The organism is Gammaproteobacteria bacterium, assembly GCA_013816845.1.
Taxonomy (GTDB): domain Bacteria; phylum Pseudomonadota; class Gammaproteobacteria; order DSM-16500; family DSM-16500; genus Aquicella.
In genome coordinates this window covers 372,695-392,515 of the sequence record JACDDU010000002.1, presented here as the reverse complement: position 1 = coordinate 392,515, position 19,821 = coordinate 372,695, and the positions used below count along the sequence as shown (strand labels likewise).

The 19,821-nt window shown below is 39.1% G+C and carries 18 protein-coding genes; 9 read left to right on the top strand and 9 right to left on the bottom strand.

Annotated elements, in window-relative coordinates; all coding sequences use genetic code 11:
- The first annotated feature begins 152 nt into the window (after positions 1–152).
- The 4 genes from H0W64_05465 (at position 153) to H0W64_05450 (ending at position 4,246) form a co-directional block, all read left to right on the top strand.
- On the top strand, positions 153–725 hold the full coding sequence (locus H0W64_05465) for a hypothetical protein (GenBank protein ID MBA3661151.1): 573 nt from the start codon (positions 153–155) through the stop codon (positions 723–725).
- Positions 726–796: 71 nt separating this feature from the next.
- Complete coding sequence (gene arfB, locus H0W64_05460; protein ID MBA3661150.1) at positions 797–1,216, top strand: aminoacyl-tRNA hydrolase; 420 nt, start codon at positions 797–799, stop codon at positions 1,214–1,216.
- Positions 1,217–1,315: 99 nt separating this feature from the next.
- Positions 1,316–3,214 (top strand): ATP-binding cassette domain-containing protein, encoded by a 1,899-nt coding sequence (locus H0W64_05455; GenBank protein MBA3661149.1) that lies wholly within the window; start codon positions 1,316–1,318, stop codon positions 3,212–3,214.
- 57 nt (positions 3,215–3,271) lie between these two features.
- Entirely contained in the window at positions 3,272–4,246 is a 975-nt protein-coding gene (locus tag H0W64_05450; protein MBA3661148.1) for a hypothetical protein, read from the top strand.
- Between the two features lie 89 nt (positions 4,247–4,335).
- Here the strand turns inward: H0W64_05450 and bioD are convergent, their stop codons facing one another.
- The 4 genes from bioD to bioB are packed head-to-tail and all read right to left on the bottom strand — an operon-like array spanning position 4,336 to position 7,857.
- Complete coding sequence (bioD, locus tag H0W64_05445) at positions 4,336–5,007, bottom strand: dethiobiotin synthase (protein MBA3661147.1); 672 nt, start codon at positions 5,005–5,007, stop codon at positions 4,336–4,338.
- Positions 5,008–5,745: a methyltransferase domain-containing protein gene (locus H0W64_05440; protein MBA3661146.1), complete on the bottom strand. Its 738-nt coding sequence runs from the start codon at positions 5,743–5,745 to the stop codon at positions 5,008–5,010. It lies immediately after the preceding gene.
- Complete coding sequence (locus H0W64_05435; protein ID MBA3661145.1) at positions 5,723–6,886, bottom strand: 8-amino-7-oxononanoate synthase; 1,164 nt, start codon at positions 6,884–6,886, stop codon at positions 5,723–5,725. The genes H0W64_05440 and H0W64_05435 overlap by 23 nt, the downstream gene beginning before the upstream one ends.
- A 2-nt stretch (positions 6,887–6,888) precedes the next feature.
- Positions 6,889–7,857, bottom strand: coding sequence for a biotin synthase BioB (gene bioB, locus H0W64_05430; protein ID MBA3661144.1), 969 nt, complete (start codon positions 7,855–7,857; stop codon positions 6,889–6,891).
- A 103-nt stretch (positions 7,858–7,960) separates the two neighbouring features.
- On the opposite strand from bioB, the gene bioA reads away from it, so the two are divergent.
- Both bioA and H0W64_05420 read left to right on the top strand, forming a co-directional pair.
- On the top strand, positions 7,961–9,262 hold the full coding sequence (gene bioA, locus H0W64_05425) for an adenosylmethionine--8-amino-7-oxononanoate transaminase (protein MBA3661143.1): 1,302 nt from the start codon (positions 7,961–7,963) through the stop codon (positions 9,260–9,262).
- Positions 9,263–9,618: 356 nt separating this feature from the next.
- Entirely contained in the window at positions 9,619–9,765 is a 147-nt protein-coding gene (locus tag H0W64_05420; protein MBA3661142.1) for a hypothetical protein, read from the top strand.
- Between the two features lie 89 nt (positions 9,766–9,854).
- Here the strand turns inward: H0W64_05420 and H0W64_05415 are convergent, their stop codons facing one another.
- The gene (locus H0W64_05415; protein MBA3661141.1) at positions 9,855–10,439 is read right to left on the bottom strand and encodes an outer membrane beta-barrel protein; all 585 of its coding nucleotides are present in this window, start codon (positions 10,437–10,439) and stop codon (positions 9,855–9,857) included.
- Positions 10,440–10,698: 259 nt separating this feature from the next.
- Between H0W64_05415 and H0W64_05410 the strand changes: the two genes are divergently transcribed.
- Both H0W64_05410 and recQ read left to right on the top strand, forming a co-directional pair.
- Complete coding sequence (locus H0W64_05410) at positions 10,699–11,928, top strand: cyclic nucleotide-binding domain-containing protein (protein ID MBA3661140.1); 1,230 nt, start codon at positions 10,699–10,701, stop codon at positions 11,926–11,928.
- A gap of 274 nt (positions 11,929–12,202) precedes the next feature.
- Positions 12,203–14,023, top strand: a complete 1,821-nt coding sequence (recQ, locus tag H0W64_05405) for a DNA helicase RecQ (protein MBA3661139.1) — start codon at positions 12,203–12,205, stop codon at positions 14,021–14,023.
- 31 nt (positions 14,024–14,054) lie between these two features.
- Here the strand turns inward: recQ and H0W64_05400 are convergent, their stop codons facing one another.
- Complete coding sequence (locus tag H0W64_05400) at positions 14,055–14,531, bottom strand: hypothetical protein (GenBank protein ID MBA3661138.1); 477 nt, start codon at positions 14,529–14,531, stop codon at positions 14,055–14,057.
- Between the two features lie 225 nt (positions 14,532–14,756).
- Between H0W64_05400 and H0W64_05395 the strand changes: the two genes are divergently transcribed.
- Entirely contained in the window at positions 14,757–15,668 is a 912-nt protein-coding gene (locus H0W64_05395) for a hypothetical protein (GenBank protein ID MBA3661137.1), read from the top strand.
- Positions 15,669–16,093: 425 nt separating this feature from the next.
- Here the strand turns inward: H0W64_05395 and H0W64_05390 are convergent, their stop codons facing one another.
- From H0W64_05390 to H0W64_05380, 3 genes are all read right to left on the bottom strand, one after another.
- Entirely contained in the window at positions 16,094–16,996 is a 903-nt protein-coding gene (locus tag H0W64_05390; GenBank protein MBA3661136.1) for a LysR family transcriptional regulator, read from the bottom strand.
- 170 nt (positions 16,997–17,166) lie between these two features.
- Positions 17,167–18,858, bottom strand: a complete 1,692-nt coding sequence (locus tag H0W64_05385; GenBank protein ID MBA3661135.1) for a hypothetical protein — start codon at positions 18,856–18,858, stop codon at positions 17,167–17,169.
- Between the two features lie 131 nt (positions 18,859–18,989).
- Complete coding sequence (locus H0W64_05380; protein ID MBA3661134.1) at positions 18,990–19,754, bottom strand: helix-turn-helix transcriptional regulator; 765 nt, start codon at positions 19,752–19,754, stop codon at positions 18,990–18,992.
- Positions 19,755–19,821 lie beyond the last annotated feature (67 nt).

Below are 19,821 nucleotides of genomic sequence, written 5' to 3'. Positions count from 1 at the left end.
TCATTTTTTAAAATTAATTCAGGCTCCCAATTAAATGGTTGTGTATTCATTCGCTTAGCTTTAGAAGGGGTGATGAGATGCGGCATGATTTTCGGTAATAAAGCAAAAAGAAAGTTTATAATAAGAAGAAGTGCCCATGAGCGAGGTGATGCATGTTTAAAAAGATATTACCAAAGAAGACAAAAGGTAAATCTCCCGGGAAAGACACAGTTGGCGATGAGAACGATGATCTTACTCATACCGGGCGCGTGAATAACACTGGCCAACGCAAAGAAAACTCAAATGCTAATCATAGCACCCCGACTGACGATGAAATCCGAGAGCTAACCCAAAATCCAACAACCCAAATACTTTTTTCTCATCCACCCCTGTGGAATAAAGCAGTTGTCTTTGCAGAAGATCAGCAAAATGCAGATTCTTTACGTCTCTACGAAATTTATAAAGGATTCCAGGCAGATAAAAATTCAAACCAGGATGATTGGATCAGCTTTAATAAGGACTTAAACGAATTGCTTACGCAATCATCCCAGGATTCGTTTAATACGTCAGCCGCTAAGTTGAAAAATTTGGATCAAGCAGTTAAGGCTGAACCTTTTGATTTAGGTAAAGCACAAAGATACTATAAAGCGCTGCTTGATGATGTTAATCGGGATATTTGTAACAACATTATTCCTCCCTTTCTTGACACCCTGAATAAACCCAGTAAAAAACCTGGTCGATCTTAAAAATAGCTATGGACAAAGCTGCATGCTAAGTTAAAGAACTTAGCATGCAGTAACTTCTTGAGATTAAGCGCATGATCGAAATTTCCTCCACGATTGTCATTCATGAATCTGAAATACACATTTCGTTTATCCGCTCACCGGGTCCCGGCGGACAAAATATTAATAAAGTTGCAACAGGTGTGCTTTTAAGGTTTAACGTCTTTCAATCGCCTCATTTAACAGAAGCAGCGCGGAGTCGATTGATCAACTTAGCAGGGAAAAAAATGACTTTGCAGGGTGAGCTTATTATTAAAGCCACGCGTCATCGAACCCAGGCGCGTAATAAGCAAGATGCCTTAGACCGCTTAAAAGATCTTCTCTCTCAGGCTGCAATTTCGCCCAAGAAAAGACGGGCAACTAAGCCTACCTATGCCAGTAAGGTTCGTCTCAAATCGGAAAAAAAGCTCCATGCCAAAGTGAAGTCACTGCGAGGCAAAGTGAGAGAAGGATAAGCTTACCCCTTGATACTCGCTACAAAACTTGGTCTAAAAATAGTAAGATAGCCCTATTAAAATATAACAATATCCCTCAACTTAAAGACGCAGAAAACCATGTCCACTTTACTTACCCTCGATCAAGTCAGCTTATCCTATGGTTTAGATCCATTGTTAGACCAAATAAAATTACAAATAAATGCCAAAGAGCGCATCTGTCTTATTGGCCGTAATGGTGCTGGTAAATCTTCTTTGCTCAAAATTGTTGAAGGTATGACGTTGCCGGACACGGGTACCATTTGGCGCAAGCCGAATCTCCGCATTGCCCGTTTAACGCAAGAGTTGCCCAATGCACCTGACCAAACGATTTATGAATATGTAGCGGAAGGTTTAAGTGAAACGGGAAAATTATTAGCGCAATACCACGCTTTGACTGGGTCCCTCTCTCCCTCTTCGACTGAAAAAGAATATGCAAAATTAGAACGCTTACAAGAAAAAATTGTGGCGGCAAATGGTTGGCAATTTGAGCAAAATATTAGTCAAATTTTGATGCGCCTTGCACTCAATCCCGATCAATCGATGTCTTCCCTCTCGGGTGGTTGGCAACGCCGCGCAGCCCTTGCGCAAGCCTTGGTATCCTCCCCAGAACTTTTATTATTGGATGAACCAACTAATCATCTCGACATTGCAGGTATTGAATGGTTAGAAAATGAATTGCTGAATGCCGGACCCGCCTTACTTTTTATTACCCATGACCGGTCCCTTCTGCAGCGCTTAGCGACGCGAATTTTAGAGCTGGATCGTGGACAACTTACTTCATGGCCAGGTGATTATGCTAACTTTCTGCGTCGAAAAGAAGAAATGTTACATGCTGAAAATCAAGAGAATGCACTATTTGACAAAAAGCTAGCACAAGAGGAAACCTGGATTCGGCAAGGCATCAAAGCACGGCGTACACGTAACGAAGGACGTGTTAGGGCGCTAGAAGCTTTGCGGATCGAACGATCTAAACGGCGTGAAGTCCAGAGCAAAGCAACATTTAGTCTTAACGAAGCTGCACGTGCTGGTAAATTAGTGGTAGACGCGCAAAACGTTAGCCATTGTTTTAATGGTCAACCTGTAATCGATCATTTTTCCATACGGATTATGCGCGGTGATCGGATTGGTTTGATAGGACCGAACGGTATTGGCAAGAGTACCTTGCTCAATATTTTGCTGGGAAACTTAGCACCTCAGGAAGGTTCAGTCACGTTAGGAACCAAATTACAAATTGCTTATTTTGATCAATTGCGTCAAGCCCTCGATTTAGAAAAAACCGTGGTTGATAATGTCGCCGAAGGACGGGACTCAATAGAAATTAATGGTCGATCCAAACACATCATCAGTTATCTCAGTGATTTTTTATTCACTCCAGCTCGCGCGCTCACGCCCGTTAAAGCCCTCTCTGGCGGAGAATGTAATCGTTTATTGTTAGCCCGCTTATTTAGCAAACCTTCAAACCTTCTCGTAATGGATGAGCCCACTAATGATCTTGATATTGAAACATTAGAATTATTAGAAGATTTACTGTCATCCTATCAAGGCACACTTTTGTTAGTGAGTCATGATCGAGCCTTTGTGGATAATGTGGTTACGGGTACGCTTTATTTCCAGGGTAAGGGGCGCATTCTTGAAAGCGTCGGCGGGTATAAAGATTTAGAAAAAAATATTACTGTGGACCCTTCAAAATCTGTATGGATCGATAATGAAAAATTAATCGATCAAAAAAATATAAAAGTTAAAATGAAGTTCGGTTATAAAGAACAAAAAGAATTGGAAGCGCTGCCCAATAAATTGGAAAGCTTGGAAAAAATGATAGAGCAACTCCAAATAAAAATTGCCGATCCGCATTTCTATAAACAACCCCAAAAGGTAGTCAATGAAACACTAGAAGCGTTAAAAACAACTGAAGCCGATTTACAAAATGCCTTTAGCCGGTGGGAAGAATTAGAACTGCAAAAGAACACGCTACAATAAACGGGCAGCGTGAAACAATCGGCTATTTCAAATAATTAACGCTTACTCTGGACTCTCATGCTAAGCCAAGCAACTTTATTTAAATCATCCCAACCAAATTTAAAGCAACGCTTAACAACTGCTCTTAGGAACGTCAATGAGACTTGTGTGTTTGGTACATCGAATAAAATGGAAGATGTGATACGAACGATGGGCCGAGTTTATTTTCATCAATTCCGCTACGATAAAATGGGCGAGTATGTAAAGAAAAATTTTGATCCGAAAAATAAAACAGATCACGCTGACCGTTATTATAATCCACTAATACATCCTAAGTTAATCGTAAAAACCAATAGAAAATGGTTTTATCGTTACCAAGATACATCAGTAAACATTCCATGGCCTTCTCTTATTGCGAGATTTCCTAACTTAAATCCAATAGGTGATCCCGTATTTCATCTATCAAAATCCCACAAGTGTATTTTAAGCTTTGCATTACTTGCGCAAACCAAGCGACAGGGAAATTGTTATGACAGAGCTTGCTTGTTGTCTAAATATTTATGGGAAAATAATAAGAATATACAAAGAATAGAAATCATTGGTTTTAATTTTGATCATTGTGTCGTCATGATCAACAGAACGGGTGATTTAAAAGATCCTAAGACGTGGGGTCATGCTCTCATCGTTGATAGTTGGTATACGCAAAAAGAAGCGATTTATACACCGTCTGAATTTAATCAAAGAATAAAAGAAGTTAACGAATATATTAATAAGGAACAGATAGAACAAGAAAAAATTGGCGTAAGCCATCGGGAAAGCCATTCTTCCAACGATATAACCTGGTATGTTGAAGACGAAATACGCCCACAACAAGATGTCTATCCAACTTACTCACACTCTCCTTTTTACCCTGTGGACTATTATTATGACGTACGTAATGCCTATACTTTAGATTTACTAAAATCTGAAAAAGACTTTCCCCTAGCGGTTGATCGTGCCACGCATGAACATCAATACAAAGCTTGTTTAGCTGAAATCGTCAAGACCATCTAATCGTTAGAGCATGCTAAGAATAACCGCTTACAAGTTTTAATTGCTGAGCTGCACCATGTAACCAGCTGGTTAAGCTCTGGGCTAATCCATTAAATAAGTTGCAGCAATCCAATATCCAACCGATCCTCTGCAGGCTGTTGATAGCCTATCATACCTAAACAAGGGGCTGCGAAACGCCGTTGTAAGGTCATGGTCATAGGAAGAACATTATCAAGATGCGGTTGTGAAACATTGGCAATCCAACCGGCAATGGGAATGTCCTTCATTTGCAAAGACTCATAAGTAAGAATAGCGTGACTAAGACAACCCAAACGAATACCCACGACTAAAATAACCGGCCATTGTGCTTGCTGAACGAGATCAGCCATGGTTTCTGTCGCATTCAGGGGGACTTGCCAGCCGCCTACCCCTTCAATGCAAAATATGTCCGCCGCATAGTTTAAAGCTTGCTCCATTTGACGAAGTATTACGTGACAAGAAAGTTCAGTCCCAGCTTTATGAGCAGCAAAGTGCGGTGCAATAGGGTCTTCAAAAGCAAAAGGATTGATTAAAGGATAGGGAAGTTGGACAGTGGAATTTTCTTGCAGTGAAAGTGCATCTTGATTTTGTAATGCCGCATCGATCAAATTGCAACCCGATGCAACAGGTTTCAAGCCCACTGTTTTATAACCCGCTCGATTAAACGCTTTCAATAAGCCTACAGTAACATAGGTTTTACCAATGTCCGTGTCTGTGCCTGTGATAAAAAAATGATGCGCCATTTAAGTGCTCCGTTGTGCGATAAAATAACCAAGTTGATAGGTGAGCTTAGGATTCTCAGTTGCAGTTTTTTCGAAAGGAAAAGTTCTGCTTAATGACTTATCTTTTTTATGAACGATATAATTTGCTCCAGTTGCTTTGATATGTTTAAGAGCAGCAACCCAAGTATCAAACTGTAACAATCGTTTATCAGTTGCATAGTCTATAACAATTAAATTCGCCGCTCGTAATTGATTTAAAATATGATTGACTGTTGGTAAACCATTACGACACTGAATCGGTAGCTCTTGGAAAGTTTCTTGCAAAGGGAGTGAAAAAGCCACGATGCCTTGTGATTTTAAGTGAAGATGAATGCGTTGCAAAATTGCTGGAAAGTCAATGCTCCACTGCAAAGCCATATTGGAAACAATTAAATCGAAAGCAAGCAAGGGAAAATGAAAACAATCATAATCTGCTAAAAAAAATTGAATAGGAACGTAACGTAATCTTGATTTCGCTTTTTCTAATAATTTTTCAGCAATATCAATAGCATAAAATTTATCATAAGTCATAAACGCTGCAAGGTGCTCAGTGAAATCTGCACTACCACATCCCAGATCGATAATATGCGGTGCGTTAATCACGTGTTGCTTTATTTTATTGACTAAGCAATGCCCGGCTGCTTTTTGAATCACGCTCGAGGCATCGTAGGTTTCTGCCGCGCGATTAAAATGATTTTTAAGAGCATGCTTTGAATGCATGATGATAACGTCTACTAATGAAATCCAATAATGCAGTAATATCACTTTCTTTCTGCATACAATTTAAAGAAATACGTATCCGCGCAGTGTTGTTAGGAACGGTCGGTGGCCTTATACACGCTACGAGAAAATGATGGTCGCGTAAATCGCTCACCAAACGAGATGTCGCTGCATTACCCCCTATGATGATAGATTTAATAGGAGTCAAATCATCAGAGGTTAACGGTAAATTACGGTTTTTTGCCTCACGGATAAAATGTTGAATGAGACTTTTTAATTGGTCGCGCCGCCAATTTTCTGTTTGCAAAATTTTAAGCGCTGCAAGTGTTGCAACAGGAATCGCTGGTGGCAATGCGCTCGAATAATGATAAGTGCGCGCAAACTGAATCAAACTTTCGATGGCTGCATGGCTCCCCGAGACCAGTGCACCCATGGTACCTAATGCTTTCGCTAAAGGCGTAATTAAAAAGTGAATATCTGATTGCTGCAAATTAAATTGATCGCATCCCCCCGCGCCAAGTTCTCCTAATATCCCAATACCATGGGCATCATCAAGCACTGTAATGGCCTGATATTTTTTTGTAGCAGGCAGGTATTCGGGAAGCGGACAAATTTCACCGCTCATGCTTGAAACACTCTCAGTCACGAAAAGAGCGCCCCAATTTTTTTCTAATAACTGACTTGCATGTTGCGCATGATGATGTTGAAAACGACAAAGTTTGGCACGAGATAATCGAATACCATCGAGGAGAGAAGCATGTAAAAATTTATCCGCAATGATTGAAGTATGTCGATCTGCTATGGCTGAAAATAAGCCACAATTTGCATGGTAACCACTATTAAATAAAACAGCACGATCACGTTTTAAAAAATCAGCGAATTGTTCTTCAAGTGCGCGTGTTGACTGATAATACCCCGAAACAACGGGCGATGATCCACTCCCTACACCATATTGATTGATCCCATCGATCATCGCTTTTTTTACTCGAGGATCGGTCGCAAGTCCCAGATAATCATTACTTGTAAAATTTATATAACTTCGCTGGTCCTCCCCAATGTGTTGAGCCCGACGAGATTCGCAAACCATACGTGCACGAGTTAAATGCTGAGCCCGATTGGCATTCAGCTTTTTAGTAAGCAAACCTAACATGAGCGTAAGGATGATAAGGATTGAAGGGAGGCACTTAAGCCTAATTTTTCAAAAAGGATTTGATCGTGATTAACAGTTGGATTGTTTGCAGTTAATAAAACATCGCCAATAAAAATAGAATTTGCACCCGCTAAAAAACACAACGCATGCATTTCTTCTGACATCGTTTCACGTCCTGCGGATAAGCGGACAATAGATAGCGGCATGAGAATACGAGCGACTGCTATGGTTCTTATAAATTCTACATTATCAATTATTTCAACGTTGGCGAGTGGTGTGCCTTCAATCGGTATCAATCGATTAATAGGCACGCTTTCAGGATGTTTTGGTAAATTAGCTAACTGTGTTAATAAGGCAATACGATCTTCTTTCGTTTCACCCATGCCAATAATGCCGCCGCAGCAGACATGAATACCCGCTTTCCGTACGTGTTCTAATGTATCTAAACGATCTTGATAAGTTCGAGTAGAAATAATTTTTTTATAATAATGATCAGAAGTATCTAAATTGTGATTATAAAAATCTAACCCACTTTCTTTCAAACGTTGGGCTTGATGATGAGTTAACATGCCAAGGGTCAAGCATGTTTCAAGACCGAGCGCTTTAACTTCCGCTACCATCTTAATCACGTCGTTAAGCTGCTTGTCTGAAGGGGAACGCCATGCAGCACCCATGCAAAATCGCTTAGCACCATTTTGCTTTGCACTCATTGCCGCTTTCTTTACTGCTTCAACCGTCAGTAATTTTTCTTTTTGTAAGCCGGTTTGATAATGGCCACTCTGTGGGCAATAAGCACAATCTTCCGGACACGTACCGGTTTTAATACTGAGTAAGCTGCACTGTTCAATCGAAAGCGGATCAAAATTTTCTCGATGAATAAGTTGCGCTTGAAAAAGAAGTTCAATAAAAGGTAATGCATAAATTGCCTGCACTTCACTGATCAGCCAACTCTTTTTTTGCATAAAGAAATTTCCGTAAAGACTGCTTCCGGAAAACAATATATGTTATGCTTTTTTTGCAGTCAACTTTTTTTATAATTTTAGTTTACTAAAGGTTTATGTTGTCATGAATCAACCTTCCACTCATTTATGGCATCCGTGTTCACAAATGAAAGATTATGAAATTTTTAAACCCTTATGTATCAAACAAGCACGGGGCAGTTACATCGAGCTTACCGATGGCAAAAAAATAATTGATGCAATTTCAAGTTGGTGGTGTAAATCGCTCGGCCATAACCATCCTCGACTGAAAGCGGCTTTATTAAACCAATTAGATTATTTCGAGCACGTCATTCTTGCCAACACCACCAATGAATTAATTGTTAATCTCTCAACACAGCTCGCCCAACTCATGTCGACATTAAAAAAAGTTTTTTACGCAAGTGATGGATCGTGTGCAGTTGAAATCGCATTAAAAATGAGCCTTCACGCTCGCTTTATTTTAGGTGATAGCAAGCGTACTCAATTCATTGCATTACGCAATAGTTATCATGGCGAAACGATAGGAGCATTAAGTGTTAGCGATTTAGGAATGTATCAAGCACCCTATTCCCCCTTATTATTTAAAACGCATTACATTACACCGGTCTACGTTTCAGGGATAAATGATCCTTTATGGCATGATTGCGGCGCTTATTGGGAAGACATTGAATTACAGCTTGCGCCTTTTTGTAAAATAGCAACTGCACTCATTGTTGAACCCATTGTACAGGCAGCTGGGAATATGAAAATCTATAGTCAGGATTTTCTCAAACGGTTACGTCTATGGACCGAACAACACCATGTTCATTTAATTGCAGATGAAATCATGACAGGGTTGGGTCGTACGGGAAAAATGCTAGCTTGTGAACATGCGAATATTGAGCCTGATTTTCTATGTCTAGGAAAAAATTTAACGTCAGGGTGGCTACCGCTAAGTGCAGTGCTGACCCGCGATGATATCTATTATTTATTTTATGATGATTATCAGACTGGAAAAGCGTTCTTACATTCGCACACTTTCAGCGGGAATGCATTAGCCGCGAGTGTTGCCTTGGCAGCCTTGCAAGTTTTAAAAGATGAATCCATTATCAATCACACCCATCACTTGCAACTCGCCATGAACACTGCAATGCACGAAGTTGCGAAAATCACCCAATGCATAACCGGCATGCGTGGAATTGGTGCAATGGTGGCAGCTGAGCTCAATACGCATGAAACACGGAGTCGGGTTGGATTTGAGATAACACGAAAAGCTTCTGAACTGGGCGCATTAATTCGACCGTTAGGCCGTACTCTCTATTGGACACCCCCGCTTAACACACCCATTGCAACGATAGAAACATTGAAACAAATTACCATTGAAGCCATTCAGCATGTCTATTTTTGAAGATCAGCTTGAATTGAGTTGTAGCGCAGTAAAGATTATGATGAATAAAAATGAATCATATTGGTTTAAAATAATACGCTTCAAGGTGAGTTACGATTTCGGGAAACCCAGGGCTTTGTTTTGTAAGTTATTGTTATTTTTAATCATTTTATATTTTATTTGGCTTAATTGATCTTTAGGTTATAATGGAGGTCCATGATTAATTTTTCCTTTCAGTTTTCAAGGAGTAGAAAATGGTCGCGAAGAAACGAAGCAGTGCAAAAACAAAAAAAAGATCAGGCGCTAAAAGCGGCCGCGGTCGATAACCTGTTTTTTTAACTTTCCACTTTTCTTAACTAACCAAAGGGAATTTCGCTATGACAAACTACGACAACAAGAACCAAAACAACCAACAAAATAACCAAAACAACCCACAAAATCCAAATAAACAAGGTCAAAATCGCCCACAAAATCCAGGACAACAAAATCCAGGACAAAAAAATCCAGGCGATCAAAATAGATAAGCAATCTGGGTTATTCCGAAGGATATTCCTTCGGAATAACCTTTGATTTTTCGATCAACTCTTAAATTGTTTCCCGCAACGCCCTTACCCTAGATCACTAAAGCAACGTTAAGTGAAAACATTTTAGTATTAGGTATACCGGAATTAACATTACTACCTTTCTTACCCGTACGGATAAATTCTAAACTTGTCACTAAATATGAAGTGAAGAGATAACTTGCACCTAATCCTGCTGTGGAAACCATTCCTTGTTCGGATGAAGAACTAAGTTTAGTTGAGCCTATTCTTGTATCTCCAACACCATACATTTCAGCAAAGCCAAGGATGCCGTACACATCAAAGGAACCAAGAGGTACGTAAGCTTTTACCACACCGGTGAGAGATTTTAAACGATAGTCAACATTCATATCGCTACTGGCTTTGACGGTATAATTGGTATGACCATATTGAGTATAAGCTGCTTCAAAACCGATGGTTGCTGAATAATTGTAACCAATAAAAAATCTTTGTCCTTGCGTCCAACTTGGCCCATATTGTGTTGTGCCATCAAAATCAGCTAAATAACTATAATCGAGTCCTACCCCTCCAAAAATTCCCGGTGAAGCGGCATGAGCTGGCCATGAAAGGGAAATGGCTGAAATGAAAGTCATCATTAATTTTATTTTTTTATTCATTTTTTAGCCCTTGGTGAGCACCATAATTTTATCATTCACAAGATAAATTCGAGTCGACTCAGGTGAGTGAGCCCAAGCTCGTCTGTCGACCTTATAACACTGCCCTTCCCGTTTGACCAGAAACAAATTAAAGTTTTCTAGTCGGCAAATGCGAAATGGTTTCAATTTGGACTACCTCCTTGTCTTGAGGTTTAATTCATTGTTATATTGATATATTCATAGTACGACTCACCTACATCGCGTATTTGCATGGAACGCAATGAACAAACCCCAACCCACCAATGAAGTATTAAATTTTCTCAAAGAGAATGAATTGTTTTTGGGCCTCACTCAGCAGCAATTAGAAACGCTATCTTCTGAGTTAACTGAAATCCATGTCAATAAAGGCGATATTATTATTCATGAAAATGAATTAAATGATGATCTTTATATTATTAAAGAAGGTGAAGTTGAAATAACAAAATTTAATAATGAAACGAATCTTTTTCATCGTCTGAATATAGAAACTAAAGGCGCAGTCCTTGGCGAGATGACCTTGATTGACAATTTCCCCCGTTCAGCAACTGTGCGTGCAACCCAACCGACTACTTTACTTGTATTATCTATACAAAAATTACGCACGCTTGAAACGAAAAAAAACTGCTTTGTAAAATGGTTAAACTATTTTAAAAAAAATGATATGCAACCTATTTATGCAATCATGGTGCAAAATATTTCAAAAAATCTTGCTAAACGTTTAAGGTCAACCAATGCGACGGCGGTAGTCGCTTTAAAAAATGAATTATTAAAAGCGAAAGCGCATAACGCTATGAGCGATTTAATCATTAACACGCTCATTTTACTTTCTGTCTATATTTTTTCACTTCAACTCTTTTTGTTTTTGCGCAGTGAAATTGTGTCAACGACTTTCATCACCATTCCCTTGATGATTTTTTTAGTGACGCCTTTAATATATATGGTTAGAAACAGTGGTTATCCTTTAAGCGTGTATGGGTTAACTTTTAATAATTGGCGTCGCTCTGTCTATGAAGCGATTATCTTCACCACGCCCGTGTTACTTTTAATTTTATTGTGCAAAGCTTTATTAATAAGGTACACACCAAGTTTTGCGGGTCAAAATCTCATCAGTTTTTCATTTGATCTCACCCCCGTGGCCGCAAATGCACATGTTTCTTATTGGGTCGGTGGATTATTAGTTTTTCTCTACCTCATCTTCGTGCCTGTGCAAGAATTTCTAACGCGCGGTGTATTGCAAAGCTCCTTCCAAATTTTACTGACCGGACGTCATCGAACGATTTGGGCGATTGTACTTTCCAACTTATTATTTAGCGCCATGCATTCACATGTATCTTTTGCTTTCGAATTTGTTGTCATGATTCCAGGTCTTTTTTGGGGTTGGATGTATGCAAGACATGGCACGTTGATCGGTGTTACCCTATCCCATCTGATCATTGGCGCCTGGGTACTTTTTGTTGTCGGATTACTATAGGTTCTCCATCGCTTCTCCTGACTAAATTTTTTACTTCTCGTTATCCCTTCTTTTGTTCCTCAGGATGAATCAGGACGCTATATGCTTCTTCTTTTACTTGCAAAGACTGTAAGGTGTTAAACTCCTTGAACCCATTTATAAACCCGTTCAAGTAAGCGGCGGCCGGGCAATGCCTTGCAAAGTAAGCGATGCAAGCTTAAGCGCTTGTAATCAGCCATTGTTGATAACTGAGACTACGACACCCAGCATTATTAAAAATTGTTATGAAGGATTCATGATCATGGTTTCACCCCAAGAAGTATTATCCCAGACGTTCGGGTACAGCGAATTTCGGGGGGACCAGAAGAGTGTTGTTCAGCATATGATCGACGGGAAAGATGCCTTGGTTTTAATGCCAACCGGCGGGGGCAAGTCCTTGTGTTTTCAAATTCCAGCCATTGTAAGACGGGGCGTAGGCGTTGTCATTTCACCTTTAATTGCATTGATGCAAGATCAAGTCGAAGCCCTATTGCAATTAGGCGTAAAAGCACGTTTTCTTAATTCGAGTTTAAATGCCAAAGAAGCATGGGAAGTTGAGCAAGCTTTGTGGCAAGGACAGTTAGATTTAATTTATGTTTCTCCTGAAAGATTATTAACCCCCCAATTTTTGGAAGCATTAGAAAAAATCCCCTTGGCTTTATTTGCAATCGATGAAGCGCATTGCGTGTCGCAATGGGGGCATGATTTTCGACCTGAGTATGTCCAGCTGAGTGTTTTATGTGAACGCTTTCCTACCATTCCTCGCATTGCTTTAACCGCTACTGCCGATGAGCCAACGCGCAAAGAAATCGTGGAGCGCTTAGGCTTAACTCATGCCCGCCAGTTTATAGCGAGTTTTGATCGTTCCAATCTTCGTTACACTGTTATCCCCAAACAAAAAGCACGCGAACAATTATTGCAATTTATTGAAAAAGAACATCCTGAAGACGCAGGCATCATTTATTGCTTATCCCGCCGAAAAGTAGAGGAAATAGCAACTTGGGTTAGCAGCAAAAGTCGTATCGCTTTACCTTATCACGCTGGATTGTCGCAAATGCTTCGTCAAAAAAATCAACAACGGTTTATTCGAGAAGAAGGAATTATCATGGTCGCTACGGTTGCTTTTGGCATGGGCATTGATAAACCCAACGTTCGTTTTGTTGCCCATCTTGACTTGCCTAAAAGTATGGAAGGCTACTATCAGGAAACAGGGCGTGCGGGTCGTGATGGATTACCAGCTAATGCGTGGCTTTCGTATGGATTAGGTGATGTAGTGATGTTGCGAAAAATGTTAGACACATCCCTTGCTGATGTTCAACACAAAAGATTAGAACGGCATAAACTCGAAGCACTTGTCGGGTATTGCGAAACCACCTGTTGTCGTCGACAAGTCTTACTCAATTATTTCAATGAACAGTACCAAGCGCCCTGTAACAATTGTGATAATTGTCTCCTACCCGTCGAAACTTATGATGGTAAGCTTGTCGCCCAAATGGCACTCTCTTGCGCGTATCGCACCAAACAAATATTTGGCGTTAAACACTTAATTGATGTGTTAATGGGGAAAATGACACCTCAAATTGAACGCTTTCAACATCATGAATTATCTACTTTCGGTATTGGTAAAGATTACAGTGCTCTTCAATGGCAAAGTATTTATCGTCAATTGGTTGCAGCCAATTTTCTAAGCGTTGACATGGGTAAATTTGGTAGTTTGCGACTAACGGAACTTAGTCGTGCTGTATTACGAGGAGAACAAACGATTGCGCTACGTAAAGAACGTGAAAAAATTGAAAAACCCATTAAAATTAAATCTTCACGCCGAGATATTAAACTTCGCATCATTCCCCAGGATGACATGTGGCATCGGTTAAAAGCCATACGACTTGAATTAGCTAACGAACAAGGCGTCCCACCTTATATTATTTTTCATGATTCAACTTTGGCGGAAATACATACTAAACAACCTCAAACTTTAAATGATTTTGCACAAATCTCAGGGGTTGGGCAAAGTAAGTTAGAGCGTTATGGTGAAGTTTTTATTACACTCTTTAGAAATGAAAAAACGGCAATATAAGCCTTGAAGTTTTTGCTTCAAGGCTTCACCCTTAGTAGGTCGTAACAGGTGGTGGCGCAACGCGTGGCGGTGGAGGTGCGGATTCAGCAGGTACAACTGTTTGAATTACAGTATTTGGCGTGGTCGTTGTCGTCACAGGGGTCACAAGCACCGATTCAGTTGGTGCGGGTGCGACAGGTGTGACTAACACTTGGGTTGGGACCCCAACGGGAGTAGCAGTACTCCGCATATAATAAGCAAAGAAAACAATTAAAAAGATTGCGACAATAATCACAGCTAGCACAGCAATGACTCTTGCATACCCTTCTCGTTCAACTTCGATGGGCGAAACATTATAGGGACTGTTTGGATTATTAGGATTATTCGGGTTTAAAGGACTATTAGGATTGTTGGGATTGATGGGACTGTTGGGATTATTTGGATTGTTAGGACTATTCGGATTAAAGGGGCTATTAGGATTATTTGGATCATTGGGATCAGAGTCTCTGGGATCATTAATATCGGTCATGGTCGTCTCCATTACAAATTGATTAATTAATATAACATATAAAATTCAACGCTTTGTAAGCCTTAAAGGATAAACGCCTAGGTATAATTTTTATTGGAATTAATCAAAAAATTTCATATTTGATATTGATAATCATAAGCATCGCCTCGCGAGCCCGAAAGCTAAACATTCTGAAGCTGATACTGCTGTTTATCCAACTTTAATTTTCTGCATTAGGATTTAACGATGATTTTTGACAAGTTGATCGGAAATTATATATTACCCGCCCAGCATTCTATTCCTAAAAACATTCCGTTAAATATTGAAGAGGAAGGCAATTCAAGCTTTTCCAATTTTATGGTCTCGAGTGTTAATGGTGCGGAGCTAGATACACTAATCATACGACCCAATCATCTCAAGAAAAACTCGCCTTATGTTGTTTATTTGTGTGGTATGCGGGGCAGCTATACTCACAAAATAAAACAATACCAGCAACGTGCTGAACAATATGGCCATACAGCCATTTGTTTTAATTATACTAACGTAGGTAATAGCACCGGTGAAGTTTATAACGAAAAACAATTAATCAATGATGGTAAGGCTCAAGTTCAGCGTCTTTTAGATTTAAATATTCCTGCGAATAAAATTACTTTATATGGATTATCCTTAGGAGGGGCGATAGCGACCCTTATCGTTTCTCAATTTCAAAAGCGAGGTTTGCGCATTCGCTTGATCAATGATCGTTCTTTTTCAAAATTATCAGAGGCTTTACCCCAACAATTGCAAAAAGTTAAGCCCATACTGTCGCCCCTTTTAAAATATTTTGGCTGGGAGTTAAATGCGGCTCAAGCCATGCAATTTATTAATAAAGAAGATATTTTTATAATTACTTCCAAAGAAGATCAATTAATTCCTTATCGCAATGCTGCTTTATACCAAACTATGAAGCCTGAAATGAAAAAACTTTATGAAAATGTTTGTTATAAAAAACTTACCCATTCATATAAAATTTCTAACGGCATTGAACTTAATGAACCCAGGGGTAATGGATGCGATCCTGAATCTAAATATGGTGTTCATGGAGCACTACTTGAGAAATTAATTGATAAAGATAAAAATAGAGTTATTGAATCAGTATTTAAATTTGTTCGCAGTTAAATGCTTGTCTTTAACTCTTTTTTCTGCGAAAGCTACAATTAAAAACCAAACAAATTAATGGGTCATATCAATTCTATTTTTTAACCACTCATTACAACTGTTACGATTTACCATGACAATTTAAACCGTAAAAACGAGATCTAATTAAATTATAATATTGCATTAAACGCTGCAGTTTTTTATTGTATTATTCTAATTCAGTCTATTTTTACCGTGCACTTGATGCAAATACTATCCTGACAAAAGCCATCACTCAACCGTATTTTGTATTTTTAAATAGCGTGTTGATTGTAATTAAAAAATTTCGTTAACCTCGCCAATACTTTATAGACAATCCTATTTAAACTACAATCTATCTTCCTTATACGGCGTATTTATAAATATTTTTATGTGAAACTTTAGCACAAGAGTGTGTAAGGCCAACTTCACTTGCCCATCTTTTTAACAGCTTGCGTAATCACTTGAATAGCTTTAATTTCACGATTTTCCCCATGATATAGAACACAAATTTCATCACGATAAAATGGTGTTTTAGGAACCATGGTTAATTTTCTTGTTGCTGCAAGGCTTGCGGGTAAAACACCAATGCCACAACCGGTTGCGGTTAAATCGGCAATGACTTCTAAACTACTTGTCGTCAGAATGCGCGATGAACTTAAGCCGTGTTTTTTTAATTTCTTAAGTAACGCTTGCGTTTGATTTAATTCGGGATCACAAATTAACAGCGCGCGTCCAGATGCAAGGTTATGGTTTTGACGTTTCGATGAAGCTTGCCAGAAGGTAAATTTATCTTCATATAATGTTTTGATAACTAAGTCAGGATGTCTTACGGGGTTCACGGTAATCCCAATATCAATATTGAGTCTAATCACTTCATCCGTAATTTTTCGTGATAGATCATGCTTTAATCGAATTTCAAGATTAGGATGAGCTAAGAGTAAGTCGGGTAAAAAATGTGAAAGAGAGTAAATGCCTACTGAAGGATGGCATCCTATAGTAAATACACCGCGTACTTCATTCGTTACATCTAGCGTTTTAGATTTGATTAAATCCCAATGCTGCATAAGTTGACGGGTATTAACGAGCAATTGCTTTCCTGCCTTGGTTAGCGTAACACCTCGCTTATGTCGAATTAAAATTTTAGTTTCAACTGCCCGCTCTAAACGCCGCATGGCGAGCGTTAAAGAAGGTTGACTCACTCCCAAATTTTCCGCAGCATGGGAAAGATTTTGTAAACTAGCAACTTCAATAAAATAAGTTAAATCAGTGGGGGAAGGGATCATGAAAGCCTCATTGTTGACGAGCAATTTTTTTTTAGCGTAAAGCATGCTAAATCACATCATGCCGCAAATCAAATGAGGGTAAGGACTTGCTTCGCCTGAGCCTTCACAAAGCTCGTACTAATATTGCAGCTTAACGACTCCCTACAAAGCGCTTCGCACCTTGCGTAAAACAAAAGCATCCCCATGTCTATTCGACTGGGGATACTTTTTATTTGCTAAGTACGCCGGTTTGCAGAATAGTTCTGCTGTGGTGCTGGATAAAGCTGCGGAGCTTGGGGTCGATTTTGATTAAAAAAGCTGTTTGCATTGGTTTGCAAATTGGCTGGTTGATTCCAACCCCCCATATTATTTGGCGCGGGTTGAGCTTGCCCCCAATTATTATTATTGGCAGGTGCACTTGCTTGATTCCAATTAGTGGCAGGTGGTGCCGAGGGTGCAGGTTGATTTTGCGGATAATTCCAAGTGTTCCCCTGTACTTGGGGATTATAAACTGGATTTTGCGCCTGGGAATTATAGGCTGGATTTTGTGACTGAGGATTATAAGCTGGCGTCTGCACCTGAGGATTATATGCTGGCGTCTGCGCCTGAGGGGTAAAAGGAGGTTGATTACTAAACTGACTATTACCTTGCCCAACATATTGAGATTGAATAGGTGCACTACCAGGCGGTGTACTTAGAATTTGATACGCCATATAAGGTTCAGTCGATAAACGATTAAAATAATTATTATAACGATGTGCATTCGGATTCAATCGAAAATATTCTTGATATTCTATTGCTGAAGTCACGCGACCCATCAAATTATCCAAGGTAAACTTTGAAAAGGGTTTGGGTTCATCGAGCTTATCTAAGTCGTGGGGATTAATCGCAGCAACTAACTGGCACATTAACCAAAGACCACGGCTAAAGGGGAATTTGGGTCCATGCGATTTCAATACTTCAGCAGATTCAGTGACAAAATCATCAATTTCTGCAACCAACTGTTTGCTTTCATCTTGATCAATATCTTTAATCCATTGCACTTCAGCGTTATCCCCTGTGCAGGTAATAAAATTAATGGGGTTTCGTGAAGCATTACGATTCATGACTAAACTTTTGACATCTTCTTTTGTATAAAAGGTTGGCTCACCATCGGTTAAAACATAATGCACCGTGGGTTTGTTAAACTTCGTAAATGATTCATTAAGTTTTTCATAAAGTGGCGTGGGTCCTGAAGGTATCGATCTAAATTTTTCAGAAATCATGGCATGCGCATATTTCGCAAATTCTTCTGGCGTTTTATTGGTATGATCTAATACGAAGTCTTTTATAGCGCCGTTACTCGAATCAGGATTGAGAAAGGTAAAATTAATGGGTCCGGTTGGCACGAAAGCTAACATATCGATCATAATATGAATTCTTTCTTCAGCTTCTTCCCAACGGGTCAACATCGCATTTGGAGTTAGAAAACGTGGATCATTGGATCTACACTTATCTTTAATATATTGACTGGCGGTATTGAATTTAACATCCGAAGGATTCATCATCGTGCCACTATTATCAATAATAAAGTTAAGGTTATATTCTGTTAGCATTAACAATTTATTGGTCATACCAATCGGAACTTCATAGCGATTAAAAATCGCTGATAAACCATCTAATATGGTACCGCCATCGGTCGCTCGCAATTGGTTGACATAACTTGGATCTTGCATAATCTCCATTGAATTCTTCGTCGCCTCCGACATTTGAATGCCTGAAGCTAGAATATCTTGCGTGGAGGATACGATTGCTAATGCTTGGGAAGGAACTGCTACGGTTGAAGGAACATTATTTTGCGCCCCACCAAAATGAGGGTTAAGCTTCATTAATCCATTTTCAAAAATATACTTTCTTGTATCTTGACTCAGACCTTGTCTTGCATCCATAAAAAATTTCCTTTTTAGTATTATTTTAAAAAGCCATCAGTAATCTGCCCGAACGATTGATGAAGCGCAAGTGGTAAAAAAAGATAAGTATTTTTCGCGCCTGAAGTTATTTTCTTTATAGGAGCGCGTACTTAATTTCCAAATTTCGTTCCACCCGCAAGTTCAATCAGTAATTCAGTTTTATTGTTAACCGCTAACTTAATTTTCATATTATTAATGTATGTTTCAATAGTACGCGGGGACAGATTGAGGGCTTTAGCAATGGACTTAGTGGATTTACCTTTTAACAAATGAAAAGCACATTGAGATTGCTGGCGAGATAAGCGAATCTTATTTTTTATAAATAACCCATTAAGTTCAGGTTCAGGTAGAACAATTGCATTTTTTTGATTAAGTGAATTTGAATGGAAGGGAAGAATAAGATGATGACGCTCTGCTTCACGAATAATGCTCGCTGCTTTTTCTTTAAAATACGGAATAAAATTTTTAAAGACATCGTAATGTGTCATAAAAATATTAATGACATGGCAATTTTTAAGGGTAGTTGAGAAATTAAAAAATTCCGTAAAATTTTCCGCGGGACGTATCACAAATATCCCATCCATAAGTCCCAAATTACGCTCATGCTGAAACAATTGTTGCTTGGGCAGGGTTGACCACAGCAAGGTTTGCTCTTGATAACCACTCGGATTATTTTCGCAGTTGCCAATCAGATACAATTCATCTAAAAAATAATGATGAAGCAGCGATACATGCGTTGTAAGATAAATTCTTTTACCCGATGTATAAGATTTGGTGAATGAAAAATGATTAATATTTAACTTGGCCAAGGGCGCGCAAATCTCACGCACCAGCGGGGATGCGGTATAAAAGAAATGATTGTCTTGCAGTTGCATTTTTTTTATCTTAATTAATAAAAATTAAGCAAAGTTTGTTCTTATATGAGTTATTTAAAAACTACCA

What these genes read in the sequence shown, in the direction of transcription:
- H0W64_05465 (MBA3661151.1), top strand. Translation starts at nt 153, where the DNA reads ATGTTTAAAAAGATATTACCAAAGAAGACAAAAGGTAAATCTCCCGGG.
- arfB (MBA3661150.1), top strand. Translation starts at nt 797, where the DNA reads ATGATCGAAATTTCCTCCACGATTGTCATTCATGAATCTGAAATACAC.
- H0W64_05455 (MBA3661149.1), top strand. Translation starts at nt 1,316, where the DNA reads ATGTCCACTTTACTTACCCTCGATCAAGTCAGCTTATCCTATGGTTTA.
- H0W64_05450 (MBA3661148.1), top strand. Translation starts at nt 3,272, where the DNA reads ATGCTAAGCCAAGCAACTTTATTTAAATCATCCCAACCAAATTTAAAG.
- bioD (MBA3661147.1), bottom strand. Translation starts at nt 5,007, where the DNA reads ATGGCGCATCATTTTTTTATCACAGGCACAGACACGGACATTGGTAAA.
- H0W64_05440 (MBA3661146.1), bottom strand. Translation starts at nt 5,745, where the DNA reads ATGCATTCAAAGCATGCTCTTAAAAATCATTTTAATCGCGCGGCAGAA.
- bioB (MBA3661144.1), bottom strand. Translation starts at nt 7,857, where the DNA reads ATGCAAAAAAAGAGTTGGCTGATCAGTGAAGTGCAGGCAATTTATGCA.
- bioA (MBA3661143.1), top strand. Translation starts at nt 7,961, where the DNA reads ATGAATCAACCTTCCACTCATTTATGGCATCCGTGTTCACAAATGAAA.
- H0W64_05420 (MBA3661142.1), top strand. Translation starts at nt 9,619, where the DNA reads ATGACAAACTACGACAACAAGAACCAAAACAACCAACAAAATAACCAA.
- H0W64_05415 (MBA3661141.1), bottom strand. Translation starts at nt 10,439, where the DNA reads ATGAATAAAAAAATAAAATTAATGATGACTTTCATTTCAGCCATTTCC.
- H0W64_05410 (MBA3661140.1), top strand. Translation starts at nt 10,699, where the DNA reads ATGAACAAACCCCAACCCACCAATGAAGTATTAAATTTTCTCAAAGAG.
- recQ (MBA3661139.1), top strand. Translation starts at nt 12,203, where the DNA reads ATGATCATGGTTTCACCCCAAGAAGTATTATCCCAGACGTTCGGGTAC.
- H0W64_05400 (MBA3661138.1), bottom strand. Translation starts at nt 14,531, where the DNA reads ATGACCGATATTAATGATCCCAGAGACTCTGATCCCAATGATCCAAAT.
- H0W64_05395 (MBA3661137.1), top strand. Translation starts at nt 14,757, where the DNA reads ATGATTTTTGACAAGTTGATCGGAAATTATATATTACCCGCCCAGCAT.
- H0W64_05390 (MBA3661136.1), bottom strand. Translation starts at nt 16,996, where the DNA reads ATGCTTTACGCTAAAAAAAAATTGCTCGTCAACAATGAGGCTTTCATG.
- H0W64_05385 (MBA3661135.1), bottom strand. Translation starts at nt 18,858, where the DNA reads ATGGATGCAAGACAAGGTCTGAGTCAAGATACAAGAAAGTATATTTTT.
- H0W64_05380 (MBA3661134.1), bottom strand. Translation starts at nt 19,754, where the DNA reads ATGCAACTGCAAGACAATCATTTCTTTTATACCGCATCCCCGCTGGTG.